Annotated in this window: 13 protein-coding genes and 1 pseudogene; 8 read left to right on the top strand and 6 right to left on the bottom strand. The window is 59.4% G+C overall.

Annotated features, from left to right (window positions below; translation table 11 throughout):
- The 5 genes from P775_RS28620 to infB form a co-directional block, all read left to right on the top strand.
- Window positions 1–316: hypothetical protein (locus P775_RS28620; protein WP_218967751.1), on the top strand; the 316-nt coding region annotated here is incomplete at its 5' end.
- Window positions 317–658: 342 nt separating this feature from the next.
- Window positions 659–1,228 (top strand): ribosome maturation factor RimP, encoded by a 570-nt coding sequence (rimP, locus tag P775_RS22600; protein ID WP_180287544.1) that lies wholly within the window; start codon window positions 659–661, stop codon window positions 1,226–1,228.
- Between the two features lie 5 nt (window positions 1,229–1,233).
- A complete protein-coding gene (gene nusA, locus P775_RS22595) occupies window positions 1,234–2,853 on the top strand; it encodes a transcription termination factor NusA (protein ID WP_099913100.1) in 1,620 nt (539 codons plus the stop codon).
- 2 nt (window positions 2,854–2,855) lie between these two features.
- Window positions 2,856–3,491, top strand: a complete 636-nt coding sequence (locus P775_RS22590) for an RNA-binding protein (protein WP_099913099.1) — start codon at window positions 2,856–2,858, stop codon at window positions 3,489–3,491.
- Window positions 3,492–3,500: 9 nt separating this feature from the next.
- The gene (infB, locus tag P775_RS22585) at window positions 3,501–6,032 is read left to right on the top strand and encodes a translation initiation factor IF-2 (protein ID WP_099913098.1); all 2,532 of its coding nucleotides are present in this window, start codon (window positions 3,501–3,503) and stop codon (window positions 6,030–6,032) included.
- Window positions 6,033–6,528: 496 nt separating this feature from the next.
- On the opposite strand, the gene P775_RS22575 is transcribed toward infB, so the two are convergent.
- From P775_RS22575 to P775_RS22565, 3 genes are read right to left on the bottom strand one after another with little or no spacing between them, the layout of a single operon-like run.
- A complete protein-coding gene (locus tag P775_RS22575) occupies window positions 6,529–6,927 on the bottom strand; it encodes a (deoxy)nucleoside triphosphate pyrophosphohydrolase (RefSeq protein ID WP_099913096.1) in 399 nt (132 codons plus the stop codon).
- A 16-nt stretch (window positions 6,928–6,943) separates the two neighbouring features.
- Complete coding sequence (gene argJ / locus P775_RS22570) at window positions 6,944–8,173, bottom strand: bifunctional glutamate N-acetyltransferase/amino-acid acetyltransferase ArgJ (protein ID WP_099913095.1); 1,230 nt, start codon at window positions 8,171–8,173, stop codon at window positions 6,944–6,946.
- 2 nt (window positions 8,174–8,175) lie between these two features.
- Window positions 8,176–9,039, bottom strand: coding sequence for a peptidylprolyl isomerase (locus tag P775_RS22565; protein WP_099913094.1), 864 nt, complete (start codon window positions 9,037–9,039; stop codon window positions 8,176–8,178).
- A gap of 177 nt (window positions 9,040–9,216) precedes the next feature.
- On the opposite strand from P775_RS22565, the gene secA reads away from it, so the two are divergent.
- Window positions 9,217–11,961 (top strand): preprotein translocase subunit SecA, encoded by a 2,745-nt coding sequence (gene secA / locus P775_RS22560; RefSeq protein WP_099913103.1) that lies wholly within the window; start codon window positions 9,217–9,219, stop codon window positions 11,959–11,961.
- 66 nt (window positions 11,962–12,027) lie between these two features.
- On the opposite strand, the gene radC is transcribed toward secA, so the two are convergent.
- From radC to dnaK, 3 genes are all read right to left on the bottom strand, one after another.
- The gene (radC, locus tag P775_RS22555) at window positions 12,028–12,789 is read right to left on the bottom strand and encodes a RadC family protein (RefSeq protein ID WP_099913102.1); all 762 of its coding nucleotides are present in this window, start codon (window positions 12,787–12,789) and stop codon (window positions 12,028–12,030) included.
- 190 nt (window positions 12,790–12,979) lie between these two features.
- A complete protein-coding gene (dnaJ, locus tag P775_RS22550; protein WP_099913093.1) occupies window positions 12,980–14,146 on the bottom strand; it encodes a molecular chaperone DnaJ in 1,167 nt (388 codons plus the stop codon).
- 80 nt (window positions 14,147–14,226) lie between these two features.
- On the bottom strand, window positions 14,227–16,134 hold the full coding sequence (gene dnaK / locus P775_RS22545) for a molecular chaperone DnaK (RefSeq protein WP_099913092.1): 1,908 nt from the start codon (window positions 16,132–16,134) through the stop codon (window positions 14,227–14,229).
- A 228-nt stretch (window positions 16,135–16,362) separates the two neighbouring features.
- Here dnaK and P775_RS22540 point away from each other — a divergent pair, with 228 nt between their 5' ends.
- Entirely contained in the window at window positions 16,363–16,968 is a 606-nt protein-coding gene (locus P775_RS22540) for an alpha-ketoglutarate-dependent dioxygenase AlkB family protein (RefSeq protein WP_099913091.1), read from the top strand.
- Window positions 16,969–17,262: 294 nt separating this feature from the next.
- Window positions 17,263–17,413, top strand: a pseudogene (locus P775_RS29165) (3'(2'),5'-bisphosphate nucleotidase CysQ); the annotation flags it as partial.

Below are 17,413 nucleotides of genomic sequence, written 5' to 3'. Positions count from 1 at the left end.
CAGCGCCGCCGGTGAGGGGGGTTCTACGGTTACTGTCCCAAACCCGCAAGCTGTTTTTTCGAAAAAACGCAAATTTTGGCAATTTTCTTCAGAACAGCCCGGAAACTTAGCGTTTCATGGGCCGAAGATATGTCAAAATGAGGCCGAAGTCTGTGCTTACGGCCGATTCAGTCCGCCGGACGACAATTTCGACATCAGAATCAGTCGAAATTTGCCGCCGCATTGGCGCATCCCACTTAACCTTAGTCGAAAATATCTTCAGAAATATGACGCTATCCAGAGAATCCCAGCCACCTCTCCCACCGCAGCCCTATGACTGCCCTGAGCCGCGCCTCCTCAAACTGCAGTCGGCAACCTGCAGTCGACGTGCGTATGTGCCCTAGAACAGGCCAGAGCGACCACATCGAACACTTTCGATTCAGGTCACGGATCAGTGCCAGCTATATATAATGTATATGGGATCGTTTCTGCGCCCCAGACAGCCTCCTCAAAACCAGCCATCCCCCTGTCACGCTTGCCCCTTGCAGTTTGCGTAATCGGCGCGTATATGGCCTTCAACAGCGGCGCGGCGGGCTCCACTCCGAACGTACCACCGGGAAAGAGCAACGGGCCGCGCGCCCGTTTTTTTGTGTTCCAAACACACGGATACCCAGAACCTATGACTGACATGATCGCCAAAGCTGCCATGGACAAACGCCTGGCCGAAATTCTGACCCCCGTCATTGAGGACATGGGATTCGAGCTGGTCCGCATCCGTCTGATGAACGGCAACACCCCGACGCTGCAAATCATGGCTGAACGTCCTGAAGGCGGTATCGAGGTCGATGAATGCGCCCGGATCAGCACTGCCGTCAGCGCTGTGCTGGATGTGGAGGATCCGATCCTCGATACATACACTTTGGAAGTTTCCAGCCCCGGCATCGACCGTCCCCTTACCCGGCTCAAGGATTTCGACACCTTCGAAGGCTACGAGGCCAAGATCGAGACCGGCGAGCTGATCGACGGGCGCAAGCGTTGGCGTGGCATCCTTGCCGGGATCGAAGGCGATGAAGTGCTGATCAATATAGAAGAGGGCACCGTCGGTCTGAAATTCGACTGGCTGACCGAGGCCAAGCTTGTCCTGACCGACGAGCTGATCAAGGAAATGCTGCGTGCCCGGAAGGCCGCGGCACCCGACACCACCACTTTTGACGATATCGAGGCCGAAGACGGCCCCCAGGAGGAGTAAGAGAGATGGCGATTACCTCTGCCAACCAGCTTGAGCTGTTGCAAACCGCCGAGGCCGTGGCGCGCGAAAAGATGATCGACCCCGGCCTGGTGGTCGAGGCGATGGAAGAATCGCTCTCCCGTGCTGCCAAGTCGCGCTACGGCGCCGAGATGGACATTCGCGTCAAGATCGATCGCAAAACCGGGCGCGCGACCTTTTCCCGGGTGCGCACCGTGGTTGAGGATGACCTGCTTGAAAACTACCAGTCGGAGTTTACCGTCAAGCAGGCCAAGCAGTACATGGCTGACCCCAAGGTTGGCGACGAATTCGTCGAGGAAGTCCCCCCCGTCGACATGGGCCGGATCGCGGCGCAATCCGCAAAGCAAGTGATCCTGCAGAAGGTCCGCGAAGCTGAGCGTGACCGTCAGTATGAAGAATTCAAGGACCGCGCCGGCACGATCATCAACGGCCAGGTCAAGCGCGAGGAATATGGCAACGTCATCGTCGACGTGGGCCGTGGCGAAGCGATCCTGCGCCGCAACGAAAAGATCGGCCGCGAAAGCTATCGCCCGAACGACCGCATTCGCTGCTACATCAAGGATGTGCGCCGCGAAGCGCGTGGGCCGCAGATTTTCCTGTCCCGCACCGACCCTCAGTTCATGGCAGAGCTTTTCAAGATGGAAGTGCCCGAGATCTATGACGGCATCATCGAGATCAAGGCTGTCGCCCGTGATCCGGGTTCGCGCGCCAAGATCGCTGTCATCTCCTACGACAGCTCGATCGACCCGGTCGGCGCCTGTGTTGGTATGCGCGGTTCGCGCGTGCAGGCCGTGGTGAACGAGCTTCAGGGTGAAAAGATCGACATCATCCCGTGGAACGAAGATATCCCGACCTTCCTCGTGAACGCACTGCAACCGGCCGAAGTTACCAAGGTGGTTCTGGACGAAGATGCAGAGCGTATCGAAGTCGTGGTTCCGAACGAGCAGCTGTCGCTGGCCATTGGCCGTCGCGGTCAGAACGTGCGTCTTGCCTCTCAGCTGACCGGTCTTGATATCGACATCCTGACCGAGGAAGAAGAATCCAAGCGCCGCCAGAAGGAATTCGAAGAGCGCACTCAGCTGTTCATGGATACGCTGGACCTTGACGAATTCTTTGCTCAGCTGCTGGTCTCCGAAGGGTTCACCAACCTTGAAGAGGTGGCGTATGTTGATCTGGAAGAACTTCTGGTCATCGATGGCGTCGATTCCGACACTGCAGCCGAACTGCAGACGCGCGCCAAGGAGCAGCTTGAAGAGATCGCCCGCAAGGCGCTGGAGCGTGCCCGCGAGCTGGGTGTCGAAGACAGTCTGGTTGAATTCGAAGGCCTGACCCCCCAGATGCTTGAAGCCTTGGCCGAAGATGGTGTGAAGACTCTCGAAGACTTTGCCACCTGCGCGGATTGGGAACTGGCCGGTGGTTGGACAACCCAAGGCGGACAACGCCACAAGGACGACGGTCTGCTTGAAAAGTTCGACGTTTCTCTGGAAGAGGCGCAGAACATGGTCATGACGGCGCGGGTTCTTCTGGGCTGGGTCGATCCGACCGAGCTTGAGCCCAAAACCAACGAGGCTGACCATGATGATGCAGAAGACGGCGAAGAGGCCTGATCATGTCAAAAGGTGGTGCGACCAAGGAACTGGACGACGGACCCGAGCGCAAATGTATCGCGACCGGTGAGGTACAGCCCAAATTCGGGCTGATCCGGTTCGTGGTCGGGCCCGAAAATCAGATTGTTCCCGACCTCATGGGCAAATTGCCCGGTCGGGGCATCTGGGTGGCGGCGGACAAGGATGCCCTTGCGACGGCGGTGAAGAAGGGCCTGTTTGCCCGCGCCGCCAAGAAACCCGTCACAGTGCACGAAGAAATGTTGGATCAGTTGGAACCAATGCTGGTGCGACGCGTTATTGACCTTATTAGTCTTGCCCGGAGATCCGGGTCCGCTGTTGCGGGCTATGAAAGGGTCAAGGACTGGCTGTCCAAGGAAGAGGCTGAGGTACTGATCCAGTCGAGTGACGGATCGGAACGTGGCAAGACCAAACTGAGCACGCCACACTTTGGCAGTTATATCGGTTGGCTTACAGCACAAGAGCTGGGGTTGGCCTTTGGGCGACAATCTGTGATACACGCAGCGCTTGGCGCTGGCGGACTCACGAAACGTGTTGTAGAGGAAGCTCAGCGATTGAGGGGCGTACGCATTGGAACTGTCAATGCAGATGTCGGCGGCAGGGGCCGCACGAAAGGATAAGAGAGCTTTATGAGCGATAACGACGGTAAGAAGACATTGGGTTTGCGCGGTGGTGGTCCTCGTTCGGGGAACGTAAAGCAGAGCTTTAGCCATGGGCGCACCAAGAACGTCGTGGTGGAAACCAAGCGCAAGCGCGTCGTGGTACCCAAGACGGGTGCGACGAAGCCTGGCGCGGCTCCTGGTGCGGCGAACGCGTCGCCGGGCGTGACCGCAAAGCGGCCCGCAGGCATCTCAGATGCCGAGATGGAGCGCCGCCTCAAGGCCTTGCAGGCTGCAAAAGCCCGTGAAGCCGATGAAACTGCACAGCGCGAAGCTGCTGAGCGCGAGCGCGCCGAAGAGCGTGATCGCCGCCGGGCCGAGCAAGAGGCCAAGGAGCGCGAGCAGCGCGAAGCGGTCGAAGCAATCAAGGCGAAGGCTGAGGAAGAGGAACGCAAGGTCCGCGATGCTGCAGAAGCAGCCAAAGCTGCCGCGGCACCCAAGCCTGCAGCCTCTGCGGCGGCTGCACCCGCTTCCGACGCTGATGCGACACCGCGCAGTGGTGCGACGATCAACAAGGCAGCACCTGCCGCTGTTGGGCCGCGCAAGGCGGAACGCGAACGCGAAGAGCGTGGCCGTGGCGTCAAGGCACGCGACGATGCCGGTGGTCGCCGCGCAGGCAAGCTGACCCTCAATCAGGCGCTGTCCGGTGAGGGCGGTCGCCAGAAGTCCATGGCCGCAATGAAGCGCAAGCAAGAGCGGGCGCGTCAAAAGGCTATGGGCGGTGCAGTTTCGCGCGAAAAGGTCGTGCGGGACGTTCAACTTCCCGAGGCCATCGTCGTTTCCGAGCTGGCAAACCGTATGGCTGAACGCGTAGGCGATGTGGTCAAGGCGCTGATGCAAAACGGCATGATGGTGACGCAGAACGAAACCATCGACGCAGATACAGCAGAGCTGATCATCGAAGATTTCGGCCACAAGGTTGTGCGCGTTTCAGATTCGGATGTCGAAGACGTCATCACCAAGATCGACGACAAGGCCGAAGATCTTGTCACGCGGCCTCCGGTCATCACGATCATGGGCCACGTCGACCACGGCAAGACATCGCTGCTGGATGCGATCCGCAAGACCAAGGTCGTGTCGGGCGAAGCCGGCGGCATCACCCAGCACATCGGGGCCTATCAGGTGACGACAGATTCGGGTGCTGTGCTGTCCTTCCTTGATACCCCCGGCCACGCGGCGTTCACGTCGATGCGGTCGCGCGGTGCTCAGGTGACGGACATCGTAGTTCTGGTTGTTGCGGCAGACGATGCCGTGATGCCCCAGACGATCGAGGCGATCCACCATGCGAAGGCGGCAAAGGTGCCGATGATCGTGGCGATCAACAAGATCGACAAGTATGATGCGAACCCGACCAAGGTGCGCACCGATCTGCTGCAGCACGAAGTTGTCGTCGAACAGATGTCCGGCGATGTGCAGGATGTCGAAGTTTCGGCACATACCGGTCAGGGTCTTGAGCAGTTGCTTGAGGCGATTGCGCTGCAGGCCGAGATCCTCGAACTCAAGGCCAACCCGAACCGGGCGGCTCAGGGTGCGGTGATCGAGGCGCAGCTCGACGTGGGCCGTGGTCCCGTGGCAACGGTTTTGATTCAGAACGGTACGCTGCGCCAAGGCGACATCTTTGTTGTGGGCGAGCAGTATGGCAAGGTCCGTGCGCTGATCAACGACAAGGGCGAGCGCGTCAAGGAAGCCGGACCTTCGGTTCCTGTCGAGGTTCTTGGCCTGAACGGTACACCTGAAGCGGGCGACGTGCTGAACGTGACCGAGACTGAAGCTCAAGCGCGTGAAATCGCCGAGTACCGCGCCAATAAGGCCAAGACGAAGCGCGCCGCGGCGGGTGCTGCGACCACGCTCGAACAGCTTATGGCCAATGCCAAGGCGAACGAAAGCGTCAGCGAGCTGCCGATCGTCGTCAAGGCGGACGTGCAGGGTTCTGCAGAAGCGATCGTTCAGGCGATGGAGAAGATCGGCAACGACGAGGTGCGCGTTCGCGTGCTTCACTCGGGTGTCGGCGCCATCACAGAAACCGACATCGGCCTTGCCGAAGCGTCGGGGGCGCCTGTGTTCGGCTTTAACGTACGTGCCAATGCGTCGGCCCGTCAGACGGCCAACCAGAAGGGTGTCGAGATTCGCTACTACAGCGTGATCTATGACCTGGTGGATGATGTGAAAGCGGCGGCCTCTGGCCTGCTGTCGAACGAAATCCGCGAGAAGTTCATCGGCTATGCGTCGATCAAAGAGGTCTTCAAGGTCTCCAACGTCGGCAAGGTTGCGGGCTGTCTGGTTACCGAAGGTGTCGCCCGCCGGTCGGCCGGTGTGCGCCTTCTGCGCGACGATGTGGTTGTTCACGAAGGAACGCTCAAGACCCTCAAGCGCTTCAAGGACGAAGTGCCCGAGGTCATCTCTGGTCAGGAATGTGGTATGGCCTTTGAGAAATACGATGACATTCGCCCTGGTGATGTTATCGAGATATTCGAGCGCGAAGAGGTCGAGCGGAACCTCTGATCCGCCGATATGCTCAAGAAAACGAAAAAGGGGAGGCAGAAATGCCTCCCCTTTTTCTATTCCATCATCGTGTCTTGTCTGTCGTATCAGGGCGTCACCACCCTATAGGCTAATCTGTCAACAACTCAAAGCTTGCACCCGATATGGATCTAAACCTTCTGAAAGGCGCCCCCCGCCCTTGCAGTCGATCCTGATCATACGAATTGGCTGCCTCAGACGGGCTGGCCCGTATAAACGAGCTTGCCAACACGAATACTCATACGGCCATCTGGCAGGATCTGTTCAACGATTCCCTGAACGGAAACGCAGCTACCCAGAATGATTGTTCTCAACATTTTAAGGCTCTCCTCTGTCAACCATCATTTGAACTTAGTGGGAAATAATTAAAAAAACCAGAACGAATTGCCTGCGAAAAGTAACAATTGTTCAATTAATGTGCCCAAAACGAAACATTCTGCGGCGCAGCAAGCTCAATTAATAAACATGGCTGCCTGTATTATAGCCAATCACGCAGAATTGGGATGAGGGGAACGTCTGCAGCAGGCATGGGGTAAGATGAAAGATCTTTTGCCTGAACCCATTTGAGCGCCTGATTCTCTCGGGATTGTACAATCCCCCCCCACTTCCGGCAGGCGAAAAGCGGCATCAGCAAATGGAAATCATCATAGCTGTGCGAGGCAAACGTCAAAGGCGCCAGACAGCTCTGCCAAGTCTCGATCCCCAGCTCCTCGTGCAGCTCCCGAATGAGCGCTGCTTCGGGCGTTTCCCCGAGCTCTACCTTGCCCCCAGGAAACTCCCACAGGCCTGCCATGGATTTGCCGACCGGCCGCTGTGCCAGAAGCACGCGACCATCCGGATCAATCAGCGCAACGGCCGAGACCAGAACTATTTTCATGATTTCGTCCTCTGGATCAGGAGCGGTAATCGGCGTTGATCGCGATGTATCCATGTGTCAAATCGCAGGTCCAGATCGTCGCTGCGCCATCCCCCAGGCCAATATCGACATTGATCGTGATCTCGGGCTGCTTCATGTGCGCGGCCCCAAGATCTTCTTGATACTCTGGGGAAACCCAGCCGTTTTCAGCCACAAGGATATCACCAAATCGAATGCTCAGCGTGTCGCGATCAGCGGCGGCACCGGACTTTCCCACCGCCATGACGATGCGGCCCCAGTTCGGGTCTTCACCAGCCAGCGCGGTCTTGACCAGCGGGGAATTGGCGATGGAGAGTGCGTGGGTGCGCGCATCCGCAGCGCTTGCCGCGCCCGTCACGTTGACGGTAACGAACTTGGTCGCGCCTTCGCCGTCCTTGACCACCTGATGGGCAAGGTCCAGCATTACTCCCTGCAGCGCCTGTGCAAACGCTTCGTCCTTGGCGGTGACAGTGACACCAGAGGCACCCGTCGCGCCCATCAGCAGGGTATCCGAGGTCGAGGTGTCGCTGTCTACGGTGATACAGTTGAACGTCTTGTCGTTGATTCCGCTCACCAGCGTCTGGAGGTCTGGTGCCGCAATGGCCGCGTCGGTGAAGATATAAACAAGCATCGTCGCCATGTCGGGTGCGATCATGCCTGACCCCTTGGCCATACCCGCAATCTTTACAGTCCCACCGGGCAGATCTACCGTGGCCATCGCGCCCTTGGGGAAGGTGTCGGTGGTCATGATCGCCTGAGCGGCACCGCTGATCGCGGATTCGTCCAAGGCAGCCACAAGTTCCTCGACCTTGTCGGTGATACGGCCATGAGGCAGCGGCTCACCGATCACACCGGTCGAAGACGAGAAGACCCGGGTTTCTGGCAAGCCCATGGCCAGAGCCACGGCTGATGTGACAGCTCGGGTCGATTCGATGCCGTTGCGGCCCGTGAAGGCATTGGAATTGCCTGAATTCACGATGATCGCCGCGCCGTCCCCGGTATGGGTACCAATCTTGGACTGGCAATCCAGCACCGGTGCCGACCGGGTGGCCGAGCGTGTGAACACGCCCGCCATTGTCGACCCCGGCACCAGATGGGCCAGCATCACATCGGTTCGCCCGGCATAGCGCACACCCGCAGCAACGGATGCAAAGCGCACCCCCTTGATCACGGGCAGGTCAGGAAAGCTTTCGGGCGCCAGCGGTGAACGCGATGTGATTTTGGCCAAGATCAGTTCCCCACAAGATCGATGTTATCGAGAACCGAGGTGTCGATATCCTCAGGGGCGGTGCGGGTTATGTCCGCCTTGGCCACCAGACCGTTGATCGCAGCCTCGACAACCTGTTTCTGCAGTTGCTCGGTGATCTCGTCACGGACATCGTCAAGGGCAGGTGCCGATTGCGCCCGCGTCTCGTTCAGCTTGATCACATGCCAGCCGAACTGGGTCTGGACCGGTTGGGATATTTCGCCGGCTTTCATCCCTTCGACCGCTTTCTGGAACGGTTCGACCATCATGCCCGCACCGAACCAGCCCAGCTCTCCGCCATTCGGACCAGAGGGGCCGGTGGATTTCTCTTTGGCCAGCGTCGCGAAATCAGCGCCGCCTTTCAGCTCTTCCTCAATCGCCTTCGCCTCTTCCTCGGATTCCACCAGAATGTGCGAGGCATCAAATTCAGTGCCCATTTCGGCATTGGCATAGTTGGCGTCGTAAAATGCCTGAATCGCGGCATCATCCACAGCGCCTTCAGCAATCTTGGTGATCGCTTCGGAGGCAAGCATGGCGCGGCGCTGGTTTTCCAGAGCGAGCTTGATGCCTTGGGATTCGGTTGTTCCATCCGAATTGGCCAGAACCGTCTGCTGGATCAGCTGGTCCATCACGCCATCCCAGAGAACGGTCGACGGCAACTGATTGTATTGCTCGGGCAGACCGGCGCGGGTAACCAGCATATGGCCCAGCGTGATATCGACGCCGTTCACTGTCGCGACAACGGTGTCTGCTGTGGGCGCGTCCTGCGCCTGAACCGGCATTGCCACCGGCAGAGCGAGCGTGATCGCCAGCGCTGCGACTGACAGTTTCATGGTGCTTCTCGACATTGCTATCGTCCTTCCCTTGCCACCCGATTGGCGGGCGACGTTGACACTGCACAGGCTGCCCCTTACATCGCTTTCAGGCGTCGCAAAGGCCAGCCGTTCCCCTGTTTCATATGGGCTGTGTGCGTGGCGGGCAAGCAGATGCCGCACACGATGATGTCAAACCACGAAAGTGAGACCATGTTGGGTATCGGAAATATCGCGCGCAAGGTGTTCGGCACCCCGAACGACCGCAAAGTGAAGGCGACCCGCCCGCTGGTCGAAAAGATCAACGTGCTGGAGCCGGAATTTCAGGCACTGGATGACGCAGGGCTGAAGGCGAAGACGGACGAGTTCCGCAAGCGGATCGCGGGCGGCGAAAGCCTTGATCAGATCCTGCCGGAAGCCTTTGCCAACTGCCGCGAGGGCGCGCGCCGCGCCCTGGGTCTTCGGGCATTTGATGTGCAACTGATGGGCGGTATCTTCCTGCATCAAGGCAATATTTCCGAGATGAAGACCGGTGAGGGCAAGACCCTTGTCGCGACCTTCCCGGCCTATCTGAACGCCCTGACAGGCAAGGGCGTGCATGTGGTCACCGTCAACGACTACCTCGCACGGCGTGACGCCGAATGGATGAGCAACGTCTTTGGCATGCTGGGTATGACCACCGGCGTCGTCTATCCCCGCCAGCCCGAGGAAGAAAAGAAACAGGCCTATGCCTGCGACATCACCTACGCGACGAACAACGAGCTGGGCTTTGACTATCTGCGCGACAACATGAAGTCAGAGCTGAACCAGATGTATCAGCGCGACCATAACTACGCGATCGTTGACGAAGTCGATTCGATTCTGATTGACGAGGCGCGCACACCGCTGATCATTTCCGGCCCCTCGCAGGACCGCTCAGAACTCTATGTAAGCATCGACGCGCTGATTCCCGAGCTGACCGAAGCGCATTTCACGCTGGACGAAAAGACCCGCAACGTCACTTATACCGATGACGGCAACGAGTTCCTTGAAGAACAGCTGCATGCGCGCGGCCTGCTGGCCGAAGGTCAAACGCTGTACGATCCGGAATCCACCACGGTTGTGCATCACGTCAATCAGGGGCTGCGCGCGCACAAGCTGTTCCAGAAGGACAAGGATTACATCGTACGCGACGATGAGGTTGTCCTAATTGACGAATTCACCGGCCGCATGATGTCTGGGCGCCGTCTGTCCGACGGCCTGCACCAGGCGATCGAGGCCAAAGAGGGCGCCAAGATCCAGCCCGAGAACGTCACGCTGGCCTCCGTCACTTTCCAGAACTACTTCCGTCTTTACAACAAGCTGTCCGGCATGACTGGTACTGCGACGACTGAAGCGGATGAATTCGCCGAGATTTACAGCCTTGGCGTGGTCGAAGTGCCCACCAACCGGCCCATCGCGCGGATCGACGAAGACGACAAGGTCTATCGCACCGCCCGCGAAAAGTACGAAGCCATCGTCGAAGAGATCAAGGAAGCCCATGCAAAGGGCACGCCGGCGCTGGTCGGCACCACCTCGATCGAAAAGTCCGAGATGCTGAGTGCCCTGCTGACCAAGGCCGGCCTCAAGCACAATGTGCTGAACGCACGCCAGCACGAGCAAGAGGCGCAGATTGTCGGCGATGCGGGCAAGCTGGGCGCGATCACCATCGCCACCAACATGGCCGGGCGCGGCACGGACATCAAGCTGGGCGGCAATGTCGAACTGAAGGTGCTGGATGCCATCGCGGCCAATCCCGACACCCACCCGGACGAGATTCGCAAGCAGATCGAAGACGGCCATGCCGCCGAAGAACAGGCGGTCAAGGATGCCGGCGGGCTGTTCGTTCTGGCGACAGAACGGCACGAATCGCGCCGGATCGACAACCAGCTGCGTGGCCGGTCGGGCCGTCAGGGCGATCCGGGCAAATCGTCCTTCTTCCTGTCGCTCGAAGACGATCTGATGCGCATTTTCGGCTCGGAACGGCTCGACAAGGTTCTGTCGTCGCTGGGCATGAAAGAGGGCGAGGCGATTGTGCACCCTTGGGTGAACAAGTCGCTCGAACGCGCGCAGGCCAAGGTCGAGGGGCGCAACTTTGACATCCGCAAGCAGCTGCTGAAATTCGATGATGTGATGAACGATCAGCGCAAGGTGGTGTTCAGCCAGCGCCGCGAGATCATGGAAGCCGAGGATCTGGGCGAGATCGCCCAAGACATGCGCCATCAGGTGATCGACGATCTGGTCACGCAATTTGTCCCGCCGAAAACCTATGCGGATCAGTGGGATATGCAGGGCCTGTATGCGGCTGCACTGGAGCAGCTGGGCATTGATCTGCCGCTGATCGGCTGGGCCGAGGAAGAAGGCGTGGATGCCGAAGTCATCGCCGAGCGTCTGGAAGAGGCGACGGACAAGCAGATGGCTGAAAAGGCCGAAGCTTTTGGCCCCGACACCATGCGCCAGATCGAAAAGCAGGTGCTACTGCAGGCCATTGACGGCAAATGGCGCGAACATCTGCTGACGCTGGAACACCTGCGCTCGGTCGTTGGTTTCCGGGGCTATGCGCAGCGTGATCCGTTGAATGAATACAAGACGGAATCCTTCCAGCTGTTTGAATCCATGCTGGAAAGCCTGCGCACCGATGTGACGCAGAAGCTGGGCCAGATCCGCCCCATGACGCATGAAGAACAGACCGCGCTGGTCGAGCAGATGCGTGCGCAGCAGGCTGAAGCGCGGCGTGTGGCCGAGGCTGCAACCGCAGCGCCTGCGGGGGCCGCTGTAGCCGGGGCTGAGGCGGCTGGACCGGCTGTTGCTGCGACTGAACCGCTGCTGGCCGGGTTTGACGAGACCAAGCCGGAAACCTGGGGCAATCCGGGGCGCAATGACCCCTGCCCTTGTGGGTCGGGCAACAAGTTCAAGCATTGCCACGGACGGCTGTTCTGAAGCATCCGGGCAGGCGTTCTGCGCCTGCCCGACAGGGTTTTCATCTGCGTGAAAACCCTCCTCGGGTCAGAGAAGACCCTGAGCGCGGAAGCTGAGTTCCGTTGATTTCCCGATGACAAGATGATCGTGCAGGGTGAGGCCAAGAGCCTGTGCCGCGGTCTGAATCTGTGCCGTCATGTCGATATCCTCGGCCGAGGGCGTGGGGTCACCAGACGGGTGATTATGTACCAGAATCAAGGCACTGGCGTTCAGTTCCAGCGCGCGTTTGACCACCTCTCGGGGGTAGACGGGGACGTGATCAACGGTGCCCTGTGCCTGCGCCTCGTCCGCGATCAGGACGTTCTTGCGGTCAAGGTAGAGCACCCGGAATTGTTCGGTGTCGCGGTGCGCCATAGCGGTGTGGCAATAGTCCAGAAGGGCATCCCAGCTGCTGACCACCTGACGCTGCATCACGCGGCTGCGCGACAGGCGCTGCGCTGCCGCCTCGATGATCTTGAGTTCGGTCACAACCGCCTCTCCGACCCCCGCAACCTCGGTCAAACGGGAGATGGGGGCCGAGATGACGCGGTTGAAATCCCCAAATATCTCAATCAGTTGACGGGCAAGCGGTTTGACATCGCGACGGGGAATGGCACGGAAAAGGATGAGTTCCAGCAACTCGTAATCCGGCAATGCATCGGCCCCGCCGACGAGGAAACGTTCACGCAACCGCGCCCGGTGATCGCGGATGTAAGAGGGCAATCTGGCCGTTTCCTGCGGCTGCGCAGGCACCTCGTCCACGGCAAAAAGCATGGCTTGCGAGTCGGAAAAATGGCGCGGTTTGCTCATCCCCAGAGACTGCGCGGACATGGTTAGCGAATGGTTAACTGCGCCGGGATCGCCCCGTTTCAGACCCTATGGAATCCATATGGAAAGCGTATGGTTTTCGTATGGCTGGCGATACGGTGCGCACAGACGAAAAACGCGCCGCCCGGATGGGGCAGCGCGTCCAAGAAAGTCATGTCGTGGCCGAAAAGGCTTACCCCTTCATCGAATCCCAGAAGCTTTTGACCGACGAAAAGAAAGTCTTTGATTCGGGGTTGTTGTCTTCCGACATCGCTTCGAATTCGCGCAGCAGTTCGCGCTGTTTCGAGGTGAGGTTGACCGGGGTTTCCACCGCAAGTTCGATGAACATATCCCCCGACCCGCCACCGCGCAGGGCAGGCATGCCCTTGCCACGCAGACGCATCTGACGGCCCGTCTGGGACCCCGCCGGAATCTTGACCCGAGAACGGCCCCCATCGATTGTCGGCACCTCGATATCCCCGCCAAGGGCGGCGGCGCTCATCGAGACGGGCACGCGGCAATGCAGCGAGGCGCCGTCGCGTTCGAACAAATCATGCGGTGCCACCTCAAGAAAGATGTAGAGATCACCCGGAGGTCCGCCGCGCATGCCAGCCTCGCCTTCGCCGGCAAGACGGATGCGGGTGCCGGTTTCAACGCCAGCCGGGATGTTCACCGACAGGGCGCGGTCCTTTTGCACACGACCGTTGCCGCCACAGACGCGGCAGGGGTTCTTGATGATCTGGCCCAGACCGGAACAGGTCGGACAGGTGCGTTCCACGGTAAAGAAGCCCTGGGTCGCGCGCACCTTGCCCATGCCCGAACAGGTCGGACAGGTCGTGGGTTCGCCGCCACCTTCGGCACCGGAGCCAGAGCAGGACCCGCACTGCACCGAGGTCGGGACATTCAGGGTCTTGTGCAGACCGCCGAAAGCCTCTTCCAAAGTCACACGCAGGTTGTAGCGCAGGTCGGCGCCGCGCGCCGCGCGCTGACGGCCCCCGCGGGCACCACCGGCCCCCCCCATAAAATCACCAAACAGGTCATCGAACACATCAGAGAAGGCCGAGGCGAAATCGCCCTGACCCGCACCGCCCCCAAAGCCCGGACCGCCACGGCCCGCGCTGGCTCCCATGCCACCTTCAAAGGCTGCATGGCCATAGCGGTCATAGGCGGCTTTCTTGTTCTCATCCTTGAGAACTTCATAAGCCTCGTTGGCCTCTTTGAACTGGTCTTCGGCCTTGGGATTGTCGGCATTGCGGTCGGGGTGCAGTTCCTTGGCCTTGCCGCGGTAGGCCTTTTTAATCTCTTCCGGCGAGGCGCCCTTTTTCAGGCCCAGCACGTCATAGTAATCACGTTTGGACATCTAGCCCTCCTTTTGTACGGAACGTCGAGAGGCCGGCCCGGTGTCCGGACCGGCCCCTGATTGGTTCCGCGGATGTGGACTTACGCCCGCTTTGTATCGTCAAGGTCCTCGAAATCGGCATCTACGATGTCGTCATCCGAACCGCCCTGATCGGCGCCTTTCGGTTCGTCGTCACCGTTGTCAGCCTGGGCCTTGTAGATGGCTTCGCCAAGACGCATGGACGCTTCGGTCACGTTCTGGATGCCCGACTTGATCTTGTCGACATTGTTATTTTCCAGCTCGTCCCTGAGCGCGGCAATGGCCAGTTCGATGGCTTCGACGGTCGAAGGATCGACCTTGTCGCCATGCTCTTCCACCGACTTTTCGGTCGAGTGGATAAGGCTTTCGGCCTGATTGCGTGCCTCGACGAGGGAGCGACGTTCTTTGTCAGAATCGGCGTTCGCCTCTGCGTCCTTGACCATTTTCTCGATGTCCGCGTCGGAAAGACCGCCGGACGCCTGAATCGTGATCTTCTGTTCCTTGTTCGTGCCTTTGTCTTTGGCCGAAACAGAGACGATGCCGTTGGCGTCGATGTCAAAGGCCACTTCGATCTGGGGCATGCCGCGCGGTGCGGGCGGAATGCTTTCCAGGTTGAACTGGCCGAGCATCTTGTTGTCTGCCGCCATTTCCCGTTCGCCCTGGAACACCCGGATCGTCACGGCGTTCTGGTTGTCCTCGGCGGTCGAGAAGATCTGGGACTTCTTCGTCGGGATGGTGGTGTTGCGGTCGATCAGACGGGTGAAGACACCGCCCAGTGTTTCGATGCCGAGCGACAGCGGGGTGACGTCGAGCAGGACGACGTCCTTGACGTCACCTTGCAGAACGCCGGCCTGAATGGCGGCGCCGAGGGCGACGACTTCGTCCGGGTTCACACCTTTGTGGGGTTCCTTGCCGAAGAACTTGGTCACTTCCTCAACCACTTTGGGCATGCGGGTCATACCGCCGACCAGAACGACTTCGTCGATGTCGGACGTGGAAAGACCGGCATCCTTGAGCGCGGCCTGACAGGGCTTCAGCGAGCCTTTGATCAGGTCAGCCACGAGGCTTTCCAGCTTGGCACGGGTCAGTTTCATGACCATGTGCAGCGGCTGGCCGTTGGAGCCCATCGAGATGAACGGCTGGTTGATTTCGGTCTGGCTGGCCGAGGACAGTTCGATCTTGGCCTTTTCAGCCGCCTCTTTGAGACGCTGCAGGGCCATCTTGTCCTTGGTCAGATCGACATTGTTCTCTTTCTTGAACTCGCCGGCGAGGTAGTTGACGATGCGCATGTCAAAGTCTTCGCCACCAAGGAAGGTGTCGCCGTTGGTCGATTTCACTTCGAAGAGGCCATCGTCGATTTCGAGGATGGTCACGTCGAAGGTGCCGCCGCCAAGGTCATAAACCGCGATCGTGCGCGATTCTTTCTTGTCGAGGCCATAGGCTAGCGCGGCCGCCGTCGGTTCGTTGATGATGCGCAGCACTTCGAGGCCGGCAATCTTGCCTGCGTCCTTGGTCGCCTGACGCTGGGCGTCGTTGAAATAGGCGGGGACGGTGATGACGGCCTGCGTCACCTCTTCGCCAAGATAGGACTCGGCGGTTTCTTTCATCTTCTGCAGGATGAAGGCAGAGATCTGCGAGGGCGAATATTTTTCGCCACGGGCGCGGACCCATGCATCCCCGTTGCCGCCGTCGATCACTTCGAACGGCAGGTTCTTTTTGTCTTTCGCCAGATGTTCGTCGTCATTGCGACGACCGACCAGACGTTTGACACCGAAGATGGTGTTTTCCGGGTTGGTCACGGCCTGCCTTTTGGCGGGCTGACCGACAAGACGTTCGTCTTCGGTGAAGGCGACGATAGAGGGCGTGGTGCGTGCCCCTTCGGAGTTTTCGATCACACGCGGTTGCGCACCATCCATGATGGCGATGCAGCTGTTCGTTGTGCCGAGGTCGATACCAATCACTTTGGCCATGTTTTTCGATCCCTTCTAGTGCTTCAAGGCGATGTCACGAGGCGAGGACCCGTTCCGGCATCCTGCCCCGATGGGTTTGATGCGGCCCTAGGGTCGTACCCCGAGTGACGCTTCGCAGGGTATATAAGGAGGGGTCTTGGGTGCTGCAAGCACCGCGTTCCGGCTGTTTCCGGGAATTAATGGCTTTTTCTTTGCCAGTGACGGGGTTAATGGCCCAGAAAGGCACAAATGACAGATATTTTGCATCAGCGCGGCTTTGTTATTCATCGTGGATATCTGGACCGCTCGGCGCAGGAGGCGCTGGTGGCCAGTCTGCGCGGGATTCTTGCACAGGCGCCGCTGGTGCAGCCGGTGACACCGCGCGGCAAGCCGATGTCGGTGCGCATGTCCGCCGCCGGGCAGTATGGCTGGATCAGCGACAGCCGGGGCTACCGCTATGGCAAGGAACACCCTGATGGCAGGCCCTGGCCGCCGATTCCGCAGCAGATAAAGGCGATCTGGGACGATGTGAGCGGCGCCGTGCGCGCCCCGGAATGCTGCCTGATCAACTGGTATGGCGAAGGCGCGCGCATGGGGCTGCATCAGGACCGTGACGAGGCGGACATGACGATGCCGGTGGTGTCGGTGTCGCTGGGGGATAGCGGTCTGTTCCGCATGGGGAACGTGGAACGGGGCGGGTCCACCGAATCGATCTGGCTCGAGTCCGGGGATGTGGTGGTGATGGGCGGCGCGGCGCGGCGGTGTCATCACGGCGTGGACCGGATCCGGTTCGGATCTTCGACACTTCTGCCCCGGGGCGGGCGAATCAACCTGACGTTGCGGGTGGTCACCTGACCTTGCTGCGGCGCCGCATTTTCAAGCCATTGCGCGTTTGAGGTCAGGCAGGTCGGACTTTTTGGCAGTTCCGATGCGACTAACGTCTTGGAACAGGTCCTGTTGAGGGATATGAAAGGCTGTGTCGTCCATAGGTTGAGGTGCCTTGTTTTCGGACAGGTTTTCCATGAACGTCGTCGCGCCGACCAGGCGGGACAGAGTTGCATTGCCGACAGGTCGGGAAAGCCTTTTGGACACGCGTAAAGTATAGAATATCAACGACACCGCACCCACTGCGGGACAAGGAATAGATCTGTGAATTATCAAACACTCACCGAGGTGATGCGGCGGCTGGCGCTTGAAGCTGGCGACAGGATCATGGAAATTTACAACTCCGACGATTTCGACGTGAAGACAAAGTCGGATGATAGCCCGGTCACAGCGGCGGACGAAGCGGCGGATGCGC

This window comes from Puniceibacterium antarcticum (genome assembly GCF_002760615.1).
Lineage (GTDB): Bacteria > Pseudomonadota > Alphaproteobacteria > Rhodobacterales > Rhodobacteraceae > Puniceibacterium > Puniceibacterium antarcticum.
This window is presented reverse-complemented; position numbering and strand designations above follow the sequence as displayed.

Coding starts and splice junctions, on each gene's coding strand:
- rimP (WP_180287544.1), top strand. CDS start 659: ATGACTGACATGATCGCCAAAGCTGCCATGGACAAACGCCTGGCCGAA.
- nusA (WP_099913100.1), top strand. CDS start 1,234: ATGGCGATTACCTCTGCCAACCAGCTTGAGCTGTTGCAAACCGCCGAG.
- P775_RS22590 (WP_099913099.1), top strand. CDS start 2,856: ATGTCAAAAGGTGGTGCGACCAAGGAACTGGACGACGGACCCGAGCGC.
- infB (WP_099913098.1), top strand. CDS start 3,501: ATGAGCGATAACGACGGTAAGAAGACATTGGGTTTGCGCGGTGGTGGT.
- P775_RS22575 (WP_099913096.1), bottom strand. CDS start 6,927: ATGAAAATAGTTCTGGTCTCGGCCGTTGCGCTGATTGATCCGGATGGT.
- P775_RS22565 (WP_099913094.1), bottom strand. CDS start 9,039: ATGTCGAGAAGCACCATGAAACTGTCAGTCGCAGCGCTGGCGATCACG.
- secA (WP_099913103.1), top strand. CDS start 9,217: ATGTTGGGTATCGGAAATATCGCGCGCAAGGTGTTCGGCACCCCGAAC.
- radC (WP_099913102.1), bottom strand. CDS start 12,789: ATGAGCAAACCGCGCCATTTTTCCGACTCGCAAGCCATGCTTTTTGCC.
- dnaJ (WP_099913093.1), bottom strand. CDS start 14,146: ATGTCCAAACGTGATTACTATGACGTGCTGGGCCTGAAAAAGGGCGCC.
- dnaK (WP_099913092.1), bottom strand. CDS start 16,134: ATGGCCAAAGTGATTGGTATCGACCTCGGCACAACGAACAGCTGCATC.
- P775_RS22540 (WP_099913091.1), top strand. CDS start 16,363: ATGACAGATATTTTGCATCAGCGCGGCTTTGTTATTCATCGTGGATAT.